We start from the raw sequence: 20,128 nt of genomic DNA on the forward strand, positions 1-20,128 counted from the left end.
GCCCTGTCATTTGCGCGTGGCCGCGATGGCCCTGATGTCATTCAGGAGCTCGAGCGGCCGGAAGGGCTTCGAGTAAAACGCGGTCGCGCCGGCGTTCTTCACGCGCGCCTTGGACTCGGGGTCGTCCATCGCGCTGATCACGAAGATCGGCAGCTCCTTCGTCGACTCGAGCGCGCGCAGGCGCGCACAGACCTCGAAGCCGTCGAGCGCGCCGGGGAGCATGAGGTCGAGCAGCAGGATGTCGAACGGCTCGGTCGAGGCGAGCTCCACGGCCTTCGCGCCCGTGGCGACGCCCACCACCTCGTGACCGCTCGAACCGACCAGTGTCTCGATCATCCGGCGGATGGCGTCCTGATCTTCGCAGACGAGCACTCGCATGATTTCACTCGCTCCGGCCCCGAAGGGCCCGTTCGTCCCTTCTACATCGAGACCCGGGTGCGGGCCAGATCGAGCCGCGTGGATCGCCGCTCCCCCTCCCCCGAACGCAAGTCGGGGGTATTGTCTCCAGGGTCACCTGCCCCCAACGTCACGCCCATGACCGTCCTGTACGAAGACCCGCACGTCGTGTGTGACGACGATGCGCTCACCATCAAGCGATATTACTTTCCCGTCGGCAGCAAGCGGATCCCGTACAGCGAGATCCGCCGCGTGGACGACACGCCGATGGGCTGGCTCACGGGCAAGCTGCGGCTTTGGGGCATGGGCCCGGCGCCGTACTGGTTCCACCTCGATGTGGAGCGACCTGGCAAGGAGCGATGCATCGTGATCGACCGGGGCGGCTTCGTGAAGATCGCGCTCACGCCGGCCGATCACGAGGCCGTGCTCACCCTGCTGCGTGAACGTACGAGGTAGCCGCGGACCACGTGATGACGTTACCGATCGAGCCGTCGCTCCCCGAGATCTGCACAGCCATCGCCGAGCGACGCCGGCTCGTCCTGGAGGCGCCGCCGGGCGCGGGCAAGACGACCCGCGTGCCGCGCGCGCTCTTCGAGGCCGGGCTCGCGGGTTCGGGGGAGATCTTGGTGCTCGAACCGAGGCGCCTCGCCGCGCGGATGGCGGCGAGGCGCGTGGCCGAGGAGATGGGCCAGAAGCTCGGCGAGACCGTCGGCTGCACGATGCGCTTCGAGGATGTGTCGAGCCCCGCGACGCGCATCCGCTTCGTCACCGAGGGCGTGCTCACGCGCAGGCTCGTGCGAGATCCGACGCTCGAAGGCGTCTCGGTCGTCGTCCTCGACGAGTTCCACGAGCGGCACGTGCACGCGGACGTCTCGCTCGCGCTCCTCGCGCGCCTCACGCGCGAGCGTCGCAAGGATCTCGGGCTCGTGGTCATGTCGGCGACGCTCGAAGCGGATCCGATCGCGGCGTGGCTCGACGCGCCGATCGTACGGTCCATGGGCCGGATGTACGACGTCGCGATCGAGCACCTCGAACGCGCGGACGATCGGCCGCTCGAAGCGCAGGTCGCCTCCGCGGTGCGTCGCCTCGTGCGCGAGGGGCTCGACGGCGACGTGCTCGTGTTCTTGCCGGGCGCCGCGGAGATCCGCCGCGCGGGCGAGGCGCTCCGGCCGATCGCGGACGCCGAGCGCCTGCTCGTCTTGCCGCTGCACGGGATGCTCACGCCGGCCGAGCAGGATCGCGCGGTGCGTCCGGCGGATCGTCGCAAGGTCATCCTCTCGACGAACGTGGCCGAGTCGAGCGTGACGATCGACGGCGTCGTCGCGGTGATCGACAGCGGCCTTGCGCGGGTCGCGTCGTATGCGCCGTGGTCGGGCCTGCCGACGCTCAAGGTCGCGAAGATCGCGCGGGCCTCGGCGGCGCAACGCGCGGGCCGCGCGGGGAGGACACGACCCGGCCGAACGTTGCGTCTCTTCACGCGGGGGGATCTTCTCGCGCGGCCCGAGCACGACGCGCCCGAGATCCTGCGCGTGGATCTCGCCGAGACGGTGCTCGAGCTCTGCGCCTCGGGCGTGGGTCCGATCGAAGAGCTGCCCTTTCTGGATCCGCCGCCCCGCGCCGCCGTCACCGCGGCCGAAGAACTCTTGCGGCGCCTCGGCGCGATCGACGAGGCGCGCCGCGTGACGCCGCTCGGCCGGCGCATGCTCCGGTTCCCGGCGCATCCTCGGCAGGCGCGGCTGATCGTGGAGGCCGAGGCGCGTGGCGTCGCCGAGGAAGGGTGCGTGCTCGCGGCGCTGCTCGGCGAGCGCGAGGTGAGCGTCTCGGGTGCGTCGCACCGACGCGGCGGCGGGCGCGTCGAGGAGCACCGATCGGATCTCTTGCACGCGCTCGATCAACTGGAGATGGCCGAGCTCGAAGGGCATGCGCCGGATCGGCTCCGCGCGCTCGGCCTGGATCCGACACGTGTCTTCGCCGTGGATCGCGCAGCAAAGCAGCTCGCGCGTCTCGTCGATCGTCGCAAGGCCCCGCGGCCCGCAAGCGCGCCCGATCACGAGCGAGCGCTGCTGCTCGCGACGCTCGCGGGGTACCCCGATCGCGTGGGTCGCGTGCGCAGACCCGAGACGGCGACGGGCAGGAGCGGCCGCGAGATCGTGTTTGCCACCGGCGGCTCGGCCGTGCTCGCCGAGTCGAGCGTGCTCGGCGCCGAGGAGTACGTGGTCGCTGTCGACGTCGAGGAACGAACGGAGGGCACGAAGGGCCGCGTCGTCGTGCGCGCGGCGAGCGCCGTCGAAGCCGACTGGCTCCTCGACGTGTTCACCGACGCGATCACCGACAGCACGGATGTCCGCTGGAACGCGGCGCAGGAGCGCGTCGAGGTCACGCGGCGGCTCGCGTACGAGAGCCTCGTGCTGGAGGAGGCACGCGTCGCGGCCACCGATCCTGCGTCGATCCAGCGCATCGGCCAGGCCCTCGCGGAGGCGGCGTGCGCCCGCGGCTATCGCACGTTCATCCGCGGCGACGGCCTCGACACATGGCTCGCGCGGGTCGCGTTCGTCCGCACGCACTGCCCCGAGGCGGGCCTCCCTATGTTCGACGAGGCCGCGATCGTGGAGACGCTGCGCGCGCTCTGCGTGGGCCGGCAGAGCTTTGCGGAGCTGCGGCAGGCCGATCTCGGCGCGGCCCTCGGCGAGCGCCTCACCCCGGAGCAGGCACGGCGCGTGGCCGAGTGGGCGCCCGAGACGATGCAGCTCCCGGGCGGGCGACGGCTGCGGCTCGAATACGGCCCCGACGGCACGGTCTCGGCGGCCTCGCGCCTGCAGGACTTTTTTGGTTTGGCGGAAGGCCCCCGCGTGGCGCGGGGCCGGGTGCCGGTCGTGCTCCACCTCTGCGCGCCGAACCAGCGCCCGGTCCAGGTGACGACCGACCTCGCCGGCTTCTGGGAGCGGCACTACCCGGCCATCGCGCGCGAGCTCCGGCGCCGCTACCCGAAACACGCCTGGCCGGACGATCCCCGGCATGCGACGCCGCCATTACCGAAAGGAATGCGCCCGTCCTGAGCCCGCGCGCACGTTCGAGATGGAAAGACTCCACTCGTGCTTGACATGCCCGGCCTCTTCCGCCACTTTCCGCAGCCCCGAGCGACGGGTCCCGCGCGCAACGCGCGAAATGCCTGCTGAGGACGTCATGGCGAAGAGCGACATCACTGGGAAACGGAAGCTTCTGGCGCAGAACGTCTCCCACTCGAACATCAAGACCAAGCGCTGGCAGAACGTGAACATCCAGACCCGCAGGCTCTGGGTTCCGGAGCTCAAGCGCTACGTCACGCTGAACCTCACGACGCGCGACATCCGCACCATCGACAAGGTGGGCGTCGTCGCGTACGCGAAGCGGTACGGCGTCGCGCTCTAGGCTCGGCCTGGGCTCGTCGCCGCGCCGTGCAGAGCGTGTGCGTGTAGACGAAGGCAACGCTGGCACGGAAGAGCGCGCCTCCATTCGGGGGCGCGCCTGCTTTTTGTCTACGTTGTTTTGAGCGGCAAGCGGCGGGCGAACGAGCGGCTCGTCGGCCCGCCGCGGCTCAGGATTCGTCGGCGGATCGCGCCGTCCCGTCCCCGGTCGAGACCAAGAACCGCGCGTCCCGCGCATCCCGCAGCAAGGCCATCGCCGTGAGCGCGCCCGACTTCTCTCGCAGCTCCGCGACGGCCGTCTCTGCCGGCCACCCCTCGGCGAGGGGGCGCAGCGCCGCGACGTCGACGCCCGCCTTCCCGAGCAACGCCACCGCCGCGTAAAACCCGGACTTGCCCACGATCGCGAGCGGCGCCGGCATGTCGAGCGGCGCGCCCGGCGACGTCCGCGGGACCCCGCGCCGCACGGGTTGCGCATGCCGGCCGAGCACGAGCTCGAGCTCCGGCACGAGCACGCCCTGCTCCCGCCGCGTCGGCACGAAGACGAGCGCCGCGAGCAGGCCTCGACCGTCACAAGCGAGGATCGCGTCCGCCACCGGGAGCCGGCCGAGCGGCGCGTCCCAGGGCACGCTGAGCGCTGACACGTCGGACCCGAGCGACGTCGTGCGGGCAGGCACGTCCTCGGGCATCGCGCTCTCCAGATCCTCAGCCGTGAGGATGCCGCCCGCCACGGGCCCACCCGCCGCGAGGAGCGCGCTCACCGCCTCCTCGGAGGCGAGCGCGAGCGGCCCTGCCGACCCCACGCGCTTGATCAGCGCCGCACGTTTCGTGGCGCCCGCGGCCTCCGCCGCTGCGACGCCGGCCCGCGCGAGACCGCCGAGCCCCGATCGCCCGCGCGCCGCGTGCAGGATCGCGATGAGCCCGAGTGATCGCGGCACGGCGACGTACGCGCCGAGCGGGATCTCTTTTTCGGTCTTCCACCCGCGCGGACGAGCTGCGCCTCTTCCAGGCTGCAGCGAGCGTCCATCGATCACACGCGCCCCGGCGCCGCCGCCTGCGACGATCGCCACGACGGGCGAAAGCAGGACGGAGGCATCTTGACCGGCGAGCGCGAAAAATCCGGCGATGACCGCGTCGGCCGCGCTGCCTCCGGCGTCGAGCGCGGCCTGGGCCGGGCCCTGCGTGGTCGACGAGCGCGCGAGTGCGAGGGCGCCGCGGATCACTGCTCCTCGTCCTCCGCGATGAGCGGACGCACGATCGGCGCGACCGGCGCCACGATCGATCCCGCCTCCGGCGCGCGGCTCGATCGCGCGAGCGCGGCGACGAGCGTGCTCTTCGCGCGGATCGCGGCGCCGCGGGTTCCTTCGACCACCAAGAAAATGTCCCGACGCTCGCCGAGCCTGCGCGCCACACGATCGAGCGCCGCGGCCGAGAGCATGGTCTGCGCGCCGAGCGATCGGAGGCGCGTGTAGACCACGGACCCGCGCGGCAGATCGTCACGCGCGGCGTCGAAGACGGGCAGCACGCCCGCGGCCCGCGCCGTGTCGATCACGTCTTCACGCTCCCACATGCCACGCGGCTCCCAGAAGCGGAGCGTGCCTTCGCCCGGGATCCGCGCGAAGAGCGCGGCGATGCGCTTGCGGTTCGCCGCGGTCGGCCGGATCTCGGTCGACGTCGAGAGCACGATGCACCGCGCTTCGAGCGTCGTCGCGACCTCGATCGAGGTGGCGAGCGCGTCATCGAGCTCCTTGCCGGGGGCGAGCTCGGCCACGACGCGCGGCAAGACCACGCTGAACACGAACGCGGGCGGCACCGATTTCCGCCACTTTCGCAGGCCGGGCGCGCCGGGCAGCGACATGTCGACCGGGCGGATCTCCACCAGATCGAGCTGTTCCTTGTACTTCTTGATGTCGCCCTGAAGGGCGTGCAGGCCCACGTGGAGTCTTGCCATGGCGGGGTCTCTTTACTCGAAGTGGAACCACTGCGTGGGGTTCTCGCGCAAAAAGCTTTCCATCGCGGAGGCGATGCGGCGCGCGGCGAGGGAGAGCTCGTCCTCGCTGGGCCGGCGCGGCAGCGAGATCGACGGACAGCTCCGCACCTCGTAGCGCATGTAACCCAGCCGCCGCGTGAAGACGGGCACGATCGGCGCCCCGCTCAAGGCGGCGAGCGAGAGCGGGCCCTCAGGGACGACGAAAGGCTCGTCGAAGAGCGTGACCTCTCGCCCACGCATGCCCTTCGGGAGCCTGTCGATCTGGACCGCCACGACACCGCCGCGCCGGAGATGCGAGAGCAAAGGCAACGCGTCGAGCGGGCTCGTCCCCACGTGTACGATCCGCACACCGGCCTTGTCGCGCGCGTCGTCCGTCAGCGCCTCGGCGCGCTCATCGCGCTCGTGCGCCATCACGACGACGACGTCGGCCGTATGCACGCTGCGCAGGATCGGGCCCGCGGCTTGCCAGCCGCCCGTGTGCGCCGTCGCGATGATCACGCCGCGCCCTGCGCTCGCCGCGCGCACGTAGTTCTCGTCCGACGCGCAAAGCCCGACGAGGCGCTCGGGTCGATCGCGCCCCACGAGGAACGCCTCCGTCAAGCAGCTCGCGAAGCTCGCGAAGACCCGCGCGACGTCGACGTTCTCGACGAGCACGTTCCGCGGCCCGAGCGCGCGCCTTAGGTTCTTCCGGACCGCGCGCCGCTGTCGCCCGAGACCGATCCCGAAGGCGAGGCCGATGAGCGGCGGCGCGTACCGCACGAAGGGGCGCGGGCCGTGTGTCACGCCTGCGTCGAGCGCGCGGCGCCAGAGCACCGAGTCGTGCCGGCGCAGATCGTCGAGCAGCTTGCCGAGGTCGTCTCCGATCCCCACGGGGCCCCCGTAGCGGCTCAACGGCGCGGCGCAAAGGGCGGCGCGTCGGGATCGACGATGTCCTCGTCATGGCCGCTGGATCCAGGCTCCCGGGAGACCGTCTTCCCGATCCGCAAAAGCCCCCACACCCCGACCTCGCGCGCCGCCGCGTCGTCGTGCGCCGCGGCCTGCTCCAGCGTCCGCACGTCGTCCTCGGCGCTCGGCCCCTCGGGATCTCGCGCAAGTCGGTTCGCCGCGACGATCGCCGCGTTCCGCGCGAGCCCTCCGCGCCGCGCACGCCGCAGCGGCGTCCCCTGGATCGTTTCGGGAAACGCTTCCTCCTCGATCGACGCGAGATCCGAGAGCCGCATCTCGGACCAGCGCGGCAGCGGCTGGAACTGCTGCGTGCGCGCCTCGGGCGGCGGCGCGGTCCGGTTGTAAGGACAAACCTCCTGGCAGACGTCGCAACCGAAGAGGTGCTCGCCGATCGCCGCGCGCAGCTCCTCGGGCGGCGCCTCGTACTGCTCGATCGTGAGGTACGAGATGCACCGCCGCGCATCGAGCACGAACGGCTTGGGGAACGCGCCCGTCGGGCAGGCATCGAGGCAACGCGTGCACGCTCCGCAGCGCTCGTGCATCGGCACGCCCGGCGTGAGCACGAGTGTCGTGACGACCTCGCCGAGCATGACGAAGCTCCCCTGCCCCGGGACGATCACGAGTCCGTTTTTCCCCACGAACCCGAGCCCGGCGCGCGCCGCCCACGCGCGCTCCATCAGCGGCTCGATGTCGCAGAGCGGTCGCGCGTCGATGCCAGGCCCGAGGCCGCGGATGAAGTCGGCGAGCCGGCGCAGCTTCTTGCGAAGAAAGAGGTGATAGTCCTGCCCGCGCGCGTAACGGGCGATCCCGCGCGCGACCTCGGGATCGTGCGACTCGGCCTCGGCCGAGCGGGCGTACCGGCGACCCACGCACACGACGCTCCGCGCGCCCGGGAGGATCGCCTCCGTGTCGAGCCTCCGCCGCTCCTCGACGTGCTCCTCGAGGTACCGCATCGTGCCGTGCATCCCGGCCTCGATGAACGCGCGGTAGCGACCGTGCTCGACGTCGAGCGGCTCGTCGGCGCGCGCCACGCCCACCACGTCGAAGCCGAGTTCGAACGCGCGCTCCCGGACCCGCTGATCGACGTCGCTCGCGGACATCCGTGTTGCCTCCCTGCGCCCCGCCCGCGCAGCGATCGAGCTACCCGAACAGCCGATCGAGCACGATCGCGCACGCCGCGCGCACGCTCAGGTGATTGTAGCCCGTGTCCTTCGCCGCATGGATCGGCGCGAGGCGAACGTCGGCCGACGCGACGAGCTCACCCGCGAGGCCCCACCCCGTCCCGAACGTGATGAGCACGGGTTTGTCCGTTTGCGAGAGGCGCGCACGCGCGTCGGGGTAGTTCGTCACGGGGCCGCGCTTCGCCGACGCCGCCGTCGTCCAGAGCTCGATCCCCGCGCGCCCCACGCCCGGCGCGAGCGACGTGTAAACGTCCTCCAGGCTCGGCACGATCCGCAGGACGTCGAGCGCGTCCGCGCGATCCGGGATGCGCTTCTTGCCCGAGCCGTGGACCCAGTGATCACGGATGCGCTCGGCGAGCAGCCGCTGCGCCGCGACCGGATGCACGACGTGAAGCTCGAGCACACCGAACGTGCGCGCGCTCCGCGCCATGTCGTGGAGGTCCAGGTTCGTGATCGCGGTCGTCACGATCTCCCCGGCGCGATCGAGCACGGGGTGGTGAACCAGCGCGAGCGCGACCTTCGTCACGACGAACCTCGCTCGGCGCGAAGACGCTTCGCTCGCTCCAGGAGCTCGGGCCTGCGCGCCGCCGTGCGCGCCTCGGCCTGCTCGCGCCGAAAGGCCGAGATCGCCGCGTGGTTACCGCCTTTCAACACCTCGGGCACCTTCATCCCTCGGAACTCCTCGGGCCGCGTGTAGTGAGGGTATTCGAGCAGCCCGTCCATCGCGGGGCTGTGCGACTCGTGCATCGCCGAGTCGGCGCTGCCGAGCACGCCGGGCAAAAGACGCGAGCACGCGTCGACGATCGCCATCGCCGCCACCTCGCCGCCCGCGAGCACGAAGTCACCGAGCGAGATCTCCTCGTCGATGAACGCGTGCACCCGATCATCGAAGCCCTCGTACCGACCACACACGAGCGTGATCCACGGCAGCGAAGCGAGCGCCTCGACCTTGCGCTGGTCGAGCACGCTTCCTTGCGGAGAGAGCAGCACGCGGTGCGAGCGTTCCGCATCCGCGCCTTCGCGTCCCTCACGTGTCCGCGCCTCGACGGCCTCGATGCAGCCGACCACGACATCGACGCGGATCACCATGCCGGACCCGCCGCCATACGGCGTGTCGTCGACGCTGCGATGGCGACCGAGCCCGTGCTCGCGCAGGTTCGCGCAACGCACGTCGAGCGCGCCTGCGCGCGCCGCGCGGCCGACCATCCCCGTCGACAGGAATGGCTCGAACATCTCGGGGAAGAGGGTGACGATGTCGACACGCATGCGCGCGCCTCGTCAGGTGAGGCCGTCGATCGTGACGAGCCGGACGACCCCGGCGTCGGTGTCCACGGACGCGACGAAGTCGTCGAGCAGTGGGACCTCGATCTTCGTGCCGTCCGCGCGTTCGACGACGAGCACCTCGCAGCTCGGATACGAGGCCAGCGCGAGGACACGCCCCACGACCTCGCCGGAGCCGAGCTCTGCGCGCGCGCCTTCGATGTCGCACGCGTAGAACTCGCCCTCTTCGAGCTGCGGGAACTCGTCCCTCGGCACGAGCAGGATGGCCCCGCGCAGCGCGTCGGCGGCGTCCCGATCGGCGACGCCCGCGAGCCGCGCGAGCACCGCCTTGTTCGCGCTTCGGATCGACGTGATATCGGCCGTGCGCTCTGCGCCGTCGGGGAATCGCAGCTTGAGCGTCGGCCGGTGCCCGAGGAGATCCGAGCCCTCGTGGTAGACCTTGAGGCGCACCTCGCCCTGGATCCCGTGGGAGCGCGCGATCTCCGCGACGGCGACAAACCGTCGCGGGGCATCGGCCTCGGTCGTGGCGCGTTTACGCGGGATCAATCCAGGATGTCGAGGTGGGCCCGGAGGCCCGCCTTGCTGGCGGCCGCGTTGAGGAGCGCGCGGATCGACTGCGCGGTGCGGCCATCCTTGCCGATCACTTTGCCGATGTCCTCACGCGCCACGCTGAGCTCGATGCGCGGGAACCTGTCGCCCGTGACCTCGCGGACGGTCACTTTCTCGGGTTGATCCACGAGCGACCGCGCGATGAGCGCGACGAGATCCAGCAGCATGGTGGAGGACGCAGGAGACGGCGCCATGCCTCGTTACTTCGCCACCGTCGCCGCGACGACGTCAGGGCGCTTCAGCAGAAGCTCGACCGTGTGCGAGGGCTGGGCACCGACGTCGCGCCAGTGCTTCACGCGCGCCGTGTCCAGGCGGATCTCGTTGCGGCGCGGGTCGTACGTGCCCAAACGTTCGATGAACCGGCCTCCGCGGGCAGCGCGCTGGTCGGCGACGACGATACGGTAGAACGGGGTCTTCTTCGTGCCCGCCCGGGCGAGGCGGATATGAACGGCCATCGGTGAACCTCGGTCTTCTTGGAGATCCGGCGCTTGCCGGGTGCGGGCATGACCCGCTCGCATTCGCGATCCCCCGGCGCACCACGCCAGGGGAACGGGGGGCGAAGGGTAGGCAGAACCCCCCCACCGGTCAAGGCCGAACAAGACGCAAAATTTGTCCCGTCCGATCCTCGCCTGGACTTCTCGTGAGCTTGCGGCCCGGACGCACCCCGCGGCCGCGAAAAACATGGGGTTGGAGTGAAACGAAGAAAGAAGCGCCGTGCGGGAATCCGCTCGGCGACGGGGACAGACGGGAAATCAGCCGTTCTCGAGGATGATCACGCCACGATTCGGGTCGTCTTCATCCTCATGAGGCTCCTTCGGCCCGCTTCCAGGGCGACGCGGAGCCGGGTACCGCTCGAGCGGAAGTTCCAGGCGCGGTCGGTTCTCCTCACGCTGCTGGCGCTCCCTCTCTTCCCGTTGTCGGATTTGTTCGATGATGAAAGGAGGTAGCATCCGGACTCCTCCGCACCGCGTCTGTGGCGTCGCTCGGATGAACGTGCCTAGCAAGAATGGGCCCGTTCACGAGTCGAATCTAGCAATGAGAGTAACGGGGTCAAGCTTATCGCCCGGGACGACGGTGATATGCTCGCCGCCTCTATGACGCAGGATGGCGTGAGATCGCCGGAGCAAGAGCGCCAAGCAACGCAGCCCTCTCGGGCTTCGTCCTCGTCGCCGAAGCCCCAGGCGCGAACGCGGGGCGCGGCGAAGCAGGCACGCCGTTCCCTCGTGATCTGCGTGGCGCTCGGCATCGGGCTCGCCTCTGTGGACGCACGCGCCGCCGCGTTCGACGTCGCGGACACGACGTGGGAGGGCTGCTCGGAGCTCTTCGGGCTCGCGGTGAACGAGCTCGGCGACGGACGTGTCAAGGCCGTCGCCGTGCTCGACTGGAACGAGGTCACGCCGAACGACGGTGTGCTCGTCCTGCACCCGCTCCAGAGCATGGATCCCGAAGAAACGGCCGCCTTCATGAAGGCCGGCGGGCGCCTGGCGATCGTGGACGACTACGGCCGCGGCGAGGAGACGCTGCGGCGCTTCCACATCGAGCGGACCGTTCTGCCCTCACGCCCTGTGGCAGCGCTGCGCAACAACCCGCAGCTCGCGATCGCCGAGCCCGTGCTCACGGGCGACAAGGGGCAACTCACCGGCCCGCACCCGGTCGTCGCAAACGTGCAGCAGTTCGTCACGAACCACGCGACGGGGCTCCGCCACCCGAACCTCTCGCCCGTGCTCGAGGTGCGCGCCGTCGGCGAGCCCCCGACGATCGTCGCGGTCGCGGGCCAGGTCGGCAAGGGCCGGCTCTTCGCGCTGAGCGATCCCTCGGGCCTCATCAACCAGATGCTGCGCTACCCCGGCAACCGCTCGTTCGCCGTGGGCCTCGCGCACTACCTCGTCGACGAGGACGGCGGCGAACGGCATGGCGGCAGGCTCTTCATCGTCGCCAACCGCTTCTCCGAGGAAGGCTCGTTCGGCGGCAAGTCGACGCTGCGCAAGGACATCGAGGGCCAGCTCCGATCGATCGGCGACGCCCTCGCGGAGGCGCGTCAGAACGGGCTGCCGAGCTGGGCGCATTGGGTGCTCGCGCTGCTCGCGGTGGTCGGCGTGGCCGCGTGGGTCGCGCGGGCCGCGGGGCGGCCGTACAAGAGCCCGCATCCACGCTTCGCGCGACCCGTGCCGCTCGTGGCGCAGGGAGGCGTGGCCGGGCGCTTCGCCTTGCTCTCGGCGCCGTCGTCGCCACCGGGGCTGCTCCTGCTCGAGCTGAAAAGCGCGCTCGTCGAGGCTCTCTCGCACAAGCTCGGCGCGCCCCTCGATCCGTCGGCAGACGCGGTGATTTCTGCGGCCGAGCGCGCGGGAGGCCTTGACGAGCGTGGCCGCTCGGCCTTGAAAGATGTCCTCGCCGTGATGCAAAAAGCCGAAGCCTCCGTCGTCGCGGGCCGGCCGGTGCGCGTGCCCCGCGCGGCGCTGCGGAACGCCGCCGCCGTCGTGAGGGACGTGCTCGCCAGGGCGGGCGCGATCACCCCAGAGCCACTCGGCCACGGCGGCGCGAACCAAGAGAAGACTTCCGATCGCCCGGCGGGAACGAGCCCGACGAGCAACCCCTCACGAACCCCGAGCCCGCCCGCACCCGCAGAGGAGAGCGCCACTTGACCCAGGCCGTCGCCATCGAGGAGATCGCCGCCGCCAAAGAGCGGCTGGACGCGCTCCGCCGGGAGATCACGCGCGTCTACATCGGTCCCTCGCGCACCGTGGATCTCATGCTCACCGCGCTGCTCGCGCAGGGCCACGTGCTCCTCGAGGGCGTGCCCGGCGTCGCCAAGACGACGCTCGTGAAGGCGTACGCGTCGGCGCTCGGCGCCTCGGTGCGGCGCATCCAGTTCACGCCGGATCTCCTGCCCGCCGACATCACCGGTACGTACGTGCTCTCGCCGAAGGAGGGCACGTTCTCGCTCCGGCCGGGTCCGATCTTCGCGAACGTCGTGCTCGCCGACGAGATCAACCGCGCGCCCGCGAAGACGCAGTCCGCGCTGCTCGAAGCGATGCAGGAGCGGCAGGTGACGATCGAGGGCGATCGGTTCGAGCTGCCCGCGCCGTTCATGGTGCTCGCGACGCAGAACCCGATCGATCTCGAAGGGACGTACCCGCTGCCCGAGGCGCAGATCGATCGGTTCCTCGTGCGCGTCGCCATCGGCTACCCGAACGCGAAGGACGAGGTGGCGATGCTCCGCGCACACAACGCCGAGCCGCCGCGCGCGCGCTCTGTGCTCAGTGTGGAGGAGCTGCTCTCGCTCCAAAGCATCGCGCGGCGGATCCACGTGGAGGACGATATCTACGAGTACGCCGTCGGCCTGACGACGTTCACTCGCTCGCATGCGCGCGTGCTGCTCGGCGCTTCGCCGCGCGCGACGCTCGGGCTCGTGCAGGCCGCGAAGAGCGCGGCCGTGATCGCAGGTCGGCCGTTCGTCACGCCGGACGACGTGCGCGGTGTCGCGACGTCGGTCCTCTCGCACAGGCTCGTGCTCGTGCCCGAGGCCGAAGGCGACGCGCGCGCACGGGACGCGGTCGTGGAGGACGCCGTGCAGCGCGTGGCCTACCGGCGCGCGGTGCGGCCGGTCTAACGATGCAGCTCTTTCCCACGCGCACGGCGGCGCACCTCAGCATCGCCGCGATCTCGGTCGCGGGCGTCGGCCTCGTCGCGCGCGAGCCGGCCATCGTCGGCTGGGGAGGAGCGATGCTGCTCGCGATGGCGCTCGCCCGCGCGGTCACGCTCGTCTCCGTCTCGCGCATCCGCGCCGCCGGCTTCGAGATGCTCTGGAGCGGACCACGCCGTGTCGTACGCACGGGCCGCGGCAGCACGATCGAGATCGAAGCCGAAGTACGGAACCGCGACACGCTCGCTGCGCGGTACGTGCGCCTCCGGCCGATCGCGTCGTCGCAGCTCCAGATCACGATCGAGCCCTCCGCAGGAGAGGTGATGGCCTCTGGGCGGCTCAAGGTGAAGGTCTCGGTGCACGCGCCGCGCGTAGGACAACACGGCGTGCACGGCCTCGCGCTCGAGGTGCACGGCGCGCCTGGACTCTTCGAGGTGCCTCTCACCTTCGCGAACCCCTTCGGCGTCGAGGTTCTGCCACGCCCCTTCGCAGCGTGGCTCCCCTCCCCGCGCGGCGGTCGCAGCAAGCTCCTCGCGTCGAGCGGTCGGCCCGGCCGCGCCCGCGGCGAAGGCAGCGATCTGCGCGAGCTGCGCGAGCATCTGCCAGGCGATCCGTTCCGGCGCATCGCGTGGAAGGCGAGCGCGCGGCGCGGGGTCCTGCTCGTGCGTGAGTTCGAGCGGGAAGAGCGGGACGTCGTGTGGGTCGTGCTCGACGCCTCGGTCGAGCTCTGGGCCGGCCCGCTCGGCCGCGCCCCGCTTGATCTCGCGATCGACGAGGCTGCATCGATCTGCACGCGGTACCTCTCGCGCGGCGATCGCGTGGGCCTCGCGGTCTACGCCTCGACCGTGCGCGCGTTCGTCCTGCCCGACCAGGGGCCCGCGCACGGACAGAAGCTCGCGCACCTGCTCGTCTCGGCGACGGGCACGCACGACGCCTCGCGCAGCGATCTCGACGAGGCCGACGTGGCCGTCCGGGTCCTCGAACACCTGAGACCACTCGACGCGCGCGGTTTGTCCGATCTGCGCCGCGGCGATCTCGACAGGCTCGCGTCGCGCGCCGACGCGGTTCGTCCCCGCGCGCCCTTCGCGCCGCCTTCGCCCGAGGGCCGGAGCCCCCGCGAGCGAACGCTCCGTCGCTACCTCGCCGCCTACGGCATCGAGTCTCCCCCACGCGGCGAGGCCGAGCGCCACGAGTCCGGCTTCATGCTCGCCGAGGTCCTCGCGCAGATCGTCAAGAGCAAGCCCAAGCCGAGCGTCGTGCACGTCGTCGCGCCCGCGCCCTCCGAGGTCGCCCAGGAAAAACCCGTCATGGACGCGCTGCGCCGCCTCGGGCGTCACTCGGCGTCGATCACCTGGTCGATGCCGCAGTTCGATCCGGGCCTGCTCCCGCCCTGGGATGCGCCGACGCGCGCAGACGGCTCGCCCTCGGAGGAGGTCGCGGACGGGGCGCGCCGCGTCGCCTGGGAGGAAGCTGCTGGGGTCGCCGCCGAGGCCGTGCTCGTCCGCACGCGTGTCGCTGTCAGCCGCAGCGAGGCCGTGCTCCGTCGCCTCGGCGTGCGCGTCACGAAGATCCGCGCCACGACGACGAAGCGCCCCGACGCAGCGGACCCGAAGGCGACTTGATCGGTACGTCGCCCCTCCGCGCATCGGTTGGAACATCAACGAACGTCTCCCGAGATCACGAGCCTGCCATGTCGATCGCCGAACGCCTCCGCTCGCGCGGCCTCTCGCCCAAGAAGAGGTTCGGCCAGAATTTCCTGGTCGACGTCTCCGCGTCCCGCGCGATCGCCGAGGCTGCAACCACGCCGCCGGGCGGCACCGTGCTCGAGATCGGGCCGGGCCTCGGCGCGCTCACGCGCCCCTTGCTCGAACGCGCCGCGAAGATCGTGGCGATCGAGCGCGATCGTGATCTCGTCCCACTCCTCTCGGCCGAACTCGAAGCGCCGATCGCCGAAGGGCGCGTCTCGATCCTCGAAGCCGACGCGCTCGCTGTCGACTGGGCGGCCGAGCTCGTCGGCCCACGCCCGCACGTGCTCGCGGGCAACCTCCCCTATCAGATCACCGGCGCGCTCCTGGAGCGAGCGACCGGATTTGCCGATCGCATCGATCGCGCGGTGTTCATGGTGCAGGCCGAGGTCGCCGATCGGCTCGTCGCGCCTCCTGGATCGAAGACCTACGGCGCGCTCTCGGTCTTCATGCAGGCCGCGTTCGACGTGAAGCGCTTGCTCACTGTGCGCGGCGGCGCGTTTTACCCGCGCCCGGACGTCGACTCTGCAGTGGTCGTCCTCGCGCCGCACAGGCCGCCACGTGCCGCGGAGACCGAAGCGTTTCGCGCGGCCGTCCGTGCGGCGTTTGGCGCGCGGCGAAAGACCCTGCGAAACGCCTGGCGCGGGCTCTATGGTTGGTCCAAGGACGACCTCGAAGCGCGCGCCCGGGAGGCCGGGATCTCGCTCGACGTGCGTGGTGAAACGCTGGCCGTCGAGGATTTCGCCCGGATTGCGGCGATGAAGGGCTAGAAGCCCCTGTTCATCCGCTCCGGACCCCTCGACAGTCCACGATGGCCGTGGTAGTGGCCGCGCGCATTCGTCGTCATGGCGATTTGCTGGAGGAGCCCCGCCCCATGTCGGTTGGAAAGATTACCCAGGTCATCGGCCCCGTCGTCGACGTCGACTTTCCGGCGGGCCAGCTTCCGAGGATTTTGAATGCGCTCAAGTTGTCGAACCCCAGCATCTCCGGGGAGAGCGACAACCTGACGCTCGAGGTGGCGCAGCACCTCGGTGAGTCGACCGTGCGCGCCGTCGCGATGGACACGACGGACGGCCTCGTGCGGGGCATGGAAGTCCGTGACACGGGCAAGCCGATCATGATGCCGGTCGGCAACGCTTGTCTCGGACGCATCCTGAACGTCGTTGGCGCGCCCGTGGACGAGGCGGGGCCCGTGAACGCGGAGAAGTTCGCGCCCATCCACAAGGATCCGCCGAAGTTCGTCGACCAGTCGACGAAGGTCGAGATCTTCGAGACGGGCATCAAGGTCATCGACCTGCTCGCCCCCTACCGCAAGGGCGGCAAGATCGGCCTGTTCGGCGGCGCCGGCGTCGGCAAGACCGTGCTCATCATGGAGCTCATCAACAACGTCGCGAAGGCGCACGGCGGCGTGTCCGTCTTCGCGGGCGTGGGTGAGCGGACGCGCGAGGGCAACGACCTCCTGCTCGAGATGAGCGAGTCGAAGCTCGAGTCCGGCGCGCCCGTCATCTCGAAGGCCGCGCTGATCTACGGCCAGATGAACGAGCCGCCTGGCGCGCGCGCCCGCGTCGCGCTCTCGGCGCTCACGGTCGCCGAGTACTTCCGCGACGAGGAAGGCCAGGACGTGCTCCTCTTCGTCGACAACATCTTCCGGTTCACGCAGGCCGGCTCCGAGGTGTCCGCGCTCCTCGGCCGCATTCCGAGCGCCGTCGGTTACCAGCCCACGCTCGCGACGGAGATGGGCGCGCTCCAGGAGCGCATCACGTCGACGACGAAGGGCTCGGTCACCAGCGTGCAGGCGATCTACGTCCCCGCCGACGATCTCACGGATCCCGCGCCCGCGACGGCCTTCGCCCACCTCGACGCGACGACCGTTCTCTCGCGCGCGATCAGCGAGCTCGGCATCTACCCGGCCGTCGATCCGCTCGACTCGAACTCGACGATGCTCGACCCGCAGATCGTCGGCCAGAAGCACTACACCGTGGCGCGCCGCGTGCAGCAGACGCTGCAGCGCTACAAGGATCTGCAGGACATCATCGCGATCCTCGGCATGGACGAGCTCAGCGAGGACGACAAGCTCGTCGTGCAGCGCGCCCGCAAGATCCAGCAGTTCCTCTCGCAGCCGTTCTTCGTCGCCGCGCAGTTCACCGGCCGTCAGGGCAAGCTCGTGAGCCTGAAGGACACGATCTCGGGCTTCGAGGAGATCATCGACGGCAAGCTCGATCATATCTCCGAGCAGGACTTCTACATGGCGGGCGGCATCGACGAAGTGAAGGCCCGAGCCGAGGGCGGCAAGCGAGCCTGATCATGGCCGACACCATCATGCTGGAGATCGTGACGCCCACGGGCGTCGCGCTGCGCAAGGAGGTCACGGACGTGACCGCGCCGAGCGTGGCGGGTGAGTTCGGCGTGATGCCGGGTCACCTGCCGCTGCTCGCGGCGCTCCGCACCGGCCTCGTCACGTACCACGAGGCCGGCAAGGAGCATCGCCTCGCCGTCGCGCACGGGTTCGTCGAGGTCGTGGGCGACAAGGCGCTGCTCCTCACGGAGAAGTACGTCCACAAGGACGACGTCGACGTCGTCCGGGTTCGCCTGCGCCTGAAGGAGGTCGACACGGAGCTCGACCACTGGCAGGGCGACCTCACCGATCCGAAGCGCCGCTCGCTCATCGAGGAGGAGCAGTGGCTCGCCACGCAGCTCGAGCTGATCGGCGATCCGCCGCTGCCGCTCGTGCGTGAAGACACGCGCTTCCTCGCGGCGCACGCCGAAGCGCCGCCCGTCAACGAGATGGTCGACGGCCAGACGCCCGACGAGAGCCTCACGGATCACAAGAAACCGGGCTCCGCATTCCCCGATTCCTGAAAGCGCCTCCACGCCCGGAGGCGCATCTCGTGCATCCCACGGACACGCCGATTCGTTTCGAGACACGGGCTCGGGACGATCGGCGTGTTTGTCGTTATCTTGATGCCTTAGGACGATGATTCACGCTGACACGATCGCGCGGGTCAAGGAACGCACGGATCTCGTGTCGCTCATCGGCGAGACCGTTCGTCTTACCCGGCGCGGTCGATCGTTCGTCGGGCTGTGCCCCTTCCACAAGGAGAAGTCGCCGAGCTTCCACGTGAATCCGGAGCGCGGCATCTTCCACTGCTTCGGTTGCAAGGAGAGCGGCACGGCCATCGACTTCATCATGAAGGTCGAGGGCATGAACTTCGCCGAGGCGGTGCGCGCGCTGGCCGAGCGCAGCGGCGTGGAGATCATCGAGACCGCGACCGAGGCCGAGCGGCGTGAGGCCAACGCGGCGCGGCGTGCGCGTGACGACCTGTATGCCGTCAGCCACCTCGCGGCGACGTTTTTCGAACAGAGCATGCGCGGTCCGAGCGCGCATCCGCTCGCGCACTACGCGCTCGCCGAGCTCGCGCGGCGCGGGCTCGACACGCACGAGGCGACGGGCCCCATGGCCGACGCGCTGCAAGCGTTTCGCGTGGGCTACGCGCCGCCGGCCTGGGACGGGCTCGCGAGCTTCCTCAAGCGGCAGGGTGTCTCGCCGATCGTCGCCGAGAAGGTGGGCCTGCTCGTCGCGCGCGGCTCGGGCTCGGGGTTTTACGATCGGTTCCGGCATCGCCTCATGTTCGCGGTGACCGACGTGCAGGGCCGCGTGATTGCCTTCAGCGGCCGGAGCCTCGCCGAGCCCACGCCCGACGAGATGCGACGCTTGGGGCTCCAACCATCGACGGCGGGCGAGTCGCCAGCGAAGTACATGAACAGCCCCGAGTCGCCGATCTACACGAAGGGCGAGCACCTCTTCGGGCTGCACCAGGCGCGGCACGCGATCCGGCAAGAGGGCCAGGCGACCCTCGTCGAAGGCAATTTCGATGTTCTCAGTCTGCACGCGCGCGGCCTCTGCAACGTCATCGCCCCGCTCGGCACAGCGTTCACGACGACGCAGGCGAAGCTCCTCAAGCGCTTCGCGCCCACCGTGACGGTCCTCTTCGACGGCGACGCGGCCGGGCGCAAGGCCACGTGGGCTGCGCGCATCCCTGTCCACGAGGGCGGCCTCGAAGGGCGCGCGGCGACGCTCCCCGCGAAGCTCGATCCCGACGAGCTCGTACGAACCAAGGGCCCCGAGGCGCTGAAGAGCGTCCTCAAGAGCGCGAAGGAGCTCTACGAGCACCTCATCGAGGACGCGCTCCAGAACGACTCCTTCAACGACGCCACGACCGACGGCAAACTCGCGCGCATGCGTGCGGTGGCAAACCTCCTCGGGGAGCAAAAGGACCCCGTGAAGCGCCTCATGCTGAAGACGTACGCCGATCGGCTGTCGTCGAAGCTCATCGTGGGCGGCACGGCGCCGGCCGATCTGCGTCAAGTCGAACAGCTCCTCGAACAGGCGACGAGGTACGACGCGCAACACCCCATGGAGCTACGCGCGGCCGAGACCACTGTGCCTGGTCACCGAGCGCGTTCGCGTTCCCAGGTCCAAGAGATGGGGGAGTACATCCTGGGTGCACTTCTCGACCATCCCGTTCTGCTCGACGACCCTGAAGTGATGGAGGCACTCGACGTGCTGGATGGCGATCTCGCATTGGCCGCTGGCGCGTTGCGTCAGTGTCTCGGAACGGAAACGCAACTTATTCCCGACGAATTTCTTGCGCACATCCCGGCGTCGATCCAAGCATTCGCGGCTGGACGGCTCGCGTCGCCCGTCTTCGAGACGGCCGATGTGGCGAGGGAAGAGCTCTTAAAGAACGCAGGGAAGTTGAGACGCTTGAGCTTGTCACGCGAGAAAGCCGCGACAGTGGACGAGCTTCAACGAGTCGCGCCGCTGGGGGATGTGGAGCGCGAAGCGGCGCTGCTTCGTGAGGCGGTGCGTCAGGCAAAGGCCAAGTTGGGGCTCGGCTGACGTGCTTTTTTGCGCGCGCATGAGTCCGCGCGAGCGT

At 70.2% G+C, this 20,128-nt stretch carries 20 protein-coding genes; 10 read left to right on the forward strand and 10 right to left on the reverse strand.

The window, feature by feature from the left end; genetic code table 11:
• Nucleotides 1–6: 6 nt before the first annotated feature.
• Nucleotides 7–378 carry a response regulator gene (locus POL67_RS31575; RefSeq protein WP_271923884.1) on the reverse strand — a complete coding sequence of 124 codons (372 nt, stop codon included), beginning with the start codon at nt 376–378 and terminating at the stop codon, nt 7–9.
• Between the two features lie 156 nt (nt 379–534).
• On the opposite strand from POL67_RS31575, the gene POL67_RS31580 reads away from it, so the two are divergent.
• The 3 genes from POL67_RS31580 (at nt 535) to rpmB (ending at nt 3,804) form a co-directional block, all read left to right on the forward strand.
• The gene (locus POL67_RS31580) at nt 535–852 is read left to right on the forward strand and encodes a PH domain-containing protein (protein WP_271923886.1); all 318 of its coding nucleotides are present in this window, start codon (nt 535–537) and stop codon (nt 850–852) included.
• A gap of 14 nt (nt 853–866) precedes the next feature.
• Nucleotides 867–3,452: an ATP-dependent helicase HrpB gene (gene hrpB, locus POL67_RS31585; protein ID WP_271923888.1), complete on the forward strand. Its 2,586-nt coding sequence runs from the start codon at nt 867–869 to the stop codon at nt 3,450–3,452.
• Between the two features lie 127 nt (nt 3,453–3,579).
• A complete protein-coding gene (gene rpmB / locus POL67_RS31590; RefSeq protein WP_271923890.1) occupies nt 3,580–3,804 on the forward strand; it encodes a 50S ribosomal protein L28 in 225 nt (74 codons plus the stop codon).
• Nucleotides 3,805–3,970: 166 nt separating this feature from the next.
• Here rpmB and POL67_RS31595 read toward each other — a convergent pair whose 3' ends face one another.
• From POL67_RS31595 to rpsP, 9 genes are read right to left on the reverse strand one after another with little or no spacing between them, the layout of a single operon-like run.
• Nucleotides 3,971–5,020 (reverse strand): hypothetical protein, encoded by a 1,050-nt coding sequence (locus POL67_RS31595; RefSeq protein ID WP_271923892.1) that lies wholly within the window; start codon nt 5,018–5,020, stop codon nt 3,971–3,973.
• Nucleotides 5,017–5,748 (reverse strand): DUF72 domain-containing protein, encoded by a 732-nt coding sequence (locus POL67_RS31600; protein ID WP_271923894.1) that lies wholly within the window; start codon nt 5,746–5,748, stop codon nt 5,017–5,019. The genes POL67_RS31595 and POL67_RS31600 overlap by 4 nt, the downstream gene beginning before the upstream one ends.
• Before the next feature lie 12 nt (nt 5,749–5,760).
• Nucleotides 5,761–6,657, reverse strand: coding sequence for a lysophospholipid acyltransferase family protein (locus POL67_RS31605; protein WP_271923896.1), 897 nt, complete (start codon nt 6,655–6,657; stop codon nt 5,761–5,763).
• 17 nt (nt 6,658–6,674) lie between these two features.
• On the reverse strand, nt 6,675–7,832 hold the full coding sequence (gene queG / locus POL67_RS31610) for a tRNA epoxyqueuosine(34) reductase QueG (protein WP_271923899.1): 1,158 nt from the start codon (nt 7,830–7,832) through the stop codon (nt 6,675–6,677).
• Between the two features lie 40 nt (nt 7,833–7,872).
• Nucleotides 7,873–8,439, reverse strand: a complete 567-nt coding sequence (locus POL67_RS31615; protein WP_271923902.1) for an RNA methyltransferase — start codon at nt 8,437–8,439, stop codon at nt 7,873–7,875.
• The gene (gene trmD, locus POL67_RS31620) at nt 8,436–9,179 is read right to left on the reverse strand and encodes a tRNA (guanosine(37)-N1)-methyltransferase TrmD (RefSeq protein WP_271923904.1); all 744 of its coding nucleotides are present in this window, start codon (nt 9,177–9,179) and stop codon (nt 8,436–8,438) included. Before trmD ends, POL67_RS31615 begins: the two co-directional genes overlap by 4 nt.
• Before the next feature lie 12 nt (nt 9,180–9,191).
• Nucleotides 9,192–9,740 carry a ribosome maturation factor RimM gene (gene rimM, locus POL67_RS31625; protein WP_271923906.1) on the reverse strand — a complete coding sequence of 183 codons (549 nt, stop codon included), beginning with the start codon at nt 9,738–9,740 and terminating at the stop codon, nt 9,192–9,194.
• The gene (locus POL67_RS31630; RefSeq protein ID WP_153817914.1) at nt 9,737–9,997 is read right to left on the reverse strand and encodes a KH domain-containing protein; all 261 of its coding nucleotides are present in this window, start codon (nt 9,995–9,997) and stop codon (nt 9,737–9,739) included. The genes rimM and POL67_RS31630 overlap by 4 nt, the downstream gene beginning before the upstream one ends.
• Before the next feature lie 6 nt (nt 9,998–10,003).
• Nucleotides 10,004–10,258, reverse strand: a complete 255-nt coding sequence (gene rpsP / locus POL67_RS31635; protein ID WP_136930702.1) for a 30S ribosomal protein S16 — start codon at nt 10,256–10,258, stop codon at nt 10,004–10,006.
• A 777-nt stretch (nt 10,259–11,035) separates the two neighbouring features.
• On the opposite strand from rpsP, the gene POL67_RS31640 reads away from it, so the two are divergent.
• From POL67_RS31640 to dnaG, 7 genes are all read left to right on the forward strand, one after another.
• Complete coding sequence (locus POL67_RS31640; RefSeq protein WP_271923911.1) at nt 11,036–12,445, forward strand: DUF4350 domain-containing protein; 1,410 nt, start codon at nt 11,036–11,038, stop codon at nt 12,443–12,445.
• Nucleotides 12,442–13,413: an AAA family ATPase gene (locus POL67_RS31645; protein WP_271923912.1), complete on the forward strand. Its 972-nt coding sequence runs from the start codon at nt 12,442–12,444 to the stop codon at nt 13,411–13,413. Before POL67_RS31640 ends, POL67_RS31645 begins: the two co-directional genes overlap by 4 nt.
• 2 nt (nt 13,414–13,415) lie before the next feature.
• Nucleotides 13,416–15,068, forward strand: coding sequence for a DUF58 domain-containing protein (locus POL67_RS31650; RefSeq protein WP_271923914.1), 1,653 nt, complete (start codon nt 13,416–13,418; stop codon nt 15,066–15,068).
• 68 nt (nt 15,069–15,136) lie between these two features.
• The gene (gene rsmA, locus POL67_RS31655; protein WP_271923916.1) at nt 15,137–15,961 is read left to right on the forward strand and encodes a 16S rRNA (adenine(1518)-N(6)/adenine(1519)-N(6))-dimethyltransferase RsmA; all 825 of its coding nucleotides are present in this window, start codon (nt 15,137–15,139) and stop codon (nt 15,959–15,961) included.
• Between the two features lie 104 nt (nt 15,962–16,065).
• The gene (gene atpD / locus POL67_RS31660) at nt 16,066–17,493 is read left to right on the forward strand and encodes a F0F1 ATP synthase subunit beta (protein ID WP_271923918.1); all 1,428 of its coding nucleotides are present in this window, start codon (nt 16,066–16,068) and stop codon (nt 17,491–17,493) included.
• Between the two features lie 2 nt (nt 17,494–17,495).
• Entirely contained in the window at nt 17,496–18,050 is a 555-nt protein-coding gene (gene atpC, locus POL67_RS31665; protein ID WP_271923921.1) for an ATP synthase F1 subunit epsilon, read from the forward strand.
• Between the two features lie 115 nt (nt 18,051–18,165).
• Entirely contained in the window at nt 18,166–20,091 is a 1,926-nt protein-coding gene (gene dnaG, locus POL67_RS31670) for a DNA primase (protein ID WP_271923924.1), read from the forward strand.
• The last annotated feature ends 37 nt before the right edge of the window (nt 20,092–20,128 follow it).

The sequence above is a fragment of the Polyangium mundeleinium genome (assembly GCF_028369105.1).
Lineage (GTDB): Bacteria > Myxococcota_A > Polyangia > Polyangiales > Polyangiaceae > Polyangium > Polyangium mundeleinium.

Bases quoted from the DNA above. Each gene is read 5' to 3' on its own strand.
- POL67_RS31575 (WP_271923884.1), bottom strand. From the start codon at position 378: ATGCGAGTGCTCGTCTGCGAAGATCAGGACGCCATCCGCCGGATGATC.
- POL67_RS31580 (WP_271923886.1), top strand. From the start codon at position 535: ATGACCGTCCTGTACGAAGACCCGCACGTCGTGTGTGACGACGATGCG.
- hrpB (WP_271923888.1), top strand. From the start codon at position 867: ATGACGTTACCGATCGAGCCGTCGCTCCCCGAGATCTGCACAGCCATC.
- rpmB (WP_271923890.1), top strand. From the start codon at position 3,580: ATGGCGAAGAGCGACATCACTGGGAAACGGAAGCTTCTGGCGCAGAAC.
- POL67_RS31600 (WP_271923894.1), bottom strand. From the start codon at position 5,748: ATGGCAAGACTCCACGTGGGCCTGCACGCCCTTCAGGGCGACATCAAG.
- queG (WP_271923899.1), bottom strand. From the start codon at position 7,832: ATGTCCGCGAGCGACGTCGATCAGCGGGTCCGGGAGCGCGCGTTCGAA.
- trmD (WP_271923904.1), bottom strand. From the start codon at position 9,179: ATGCGTGTCGACATCGTCACCCTCTTCCCCGAGATGTTCGAGCCATTC.
- POL67_RS31630 (WP_153817914.1), bottom strand. From the start codon at position 9,997: ATGGCGCCGTCTCCTGCGTCCTCCACCATGCTGCTGGATCTCGTCGCG.
- rpsP (WP_136930702.1), bottom strand. From the start codon at position 10,258: ATGGCCGTTCATATCCGCCTCGCCCGGGCGGGCACGAAGAAGACCCCG.
- POL67_RS31650 (WP_271923914.1), top strand. From the start codon at position 13,416: ATGCAGCTCTTTCCCACGCGCACGGCGGCGCACCTCAGCATCGCCGCG.
- rsmA (WP_271923916.1), top strand. From the start codon at position 15,137: ATGTCGATCGCCGAACGCCTCCGCTCGCGCGGCCTCTCGCCCAAGAAG.
- atpD (WP_271923918.1), top strand. From the start codon at position 16,066: ATGTCGGTTGGAAAGATTACCCAGGTCATCGGCCCCGTCGTCGACGTC.
- atpC (WP_271923921.1), top strand. From the start codon at position 17,496: ATGGCCGACACCATCATGCTGGAGATCGTGACGCCCACGGGCGTCGCG.
- dnaG (WP_271923924.1), top strand. From the start codon at position 18,166: ATGATTCACGCTGACACGATCGCGCGGGTCAAGGAACGCACGGATCTC.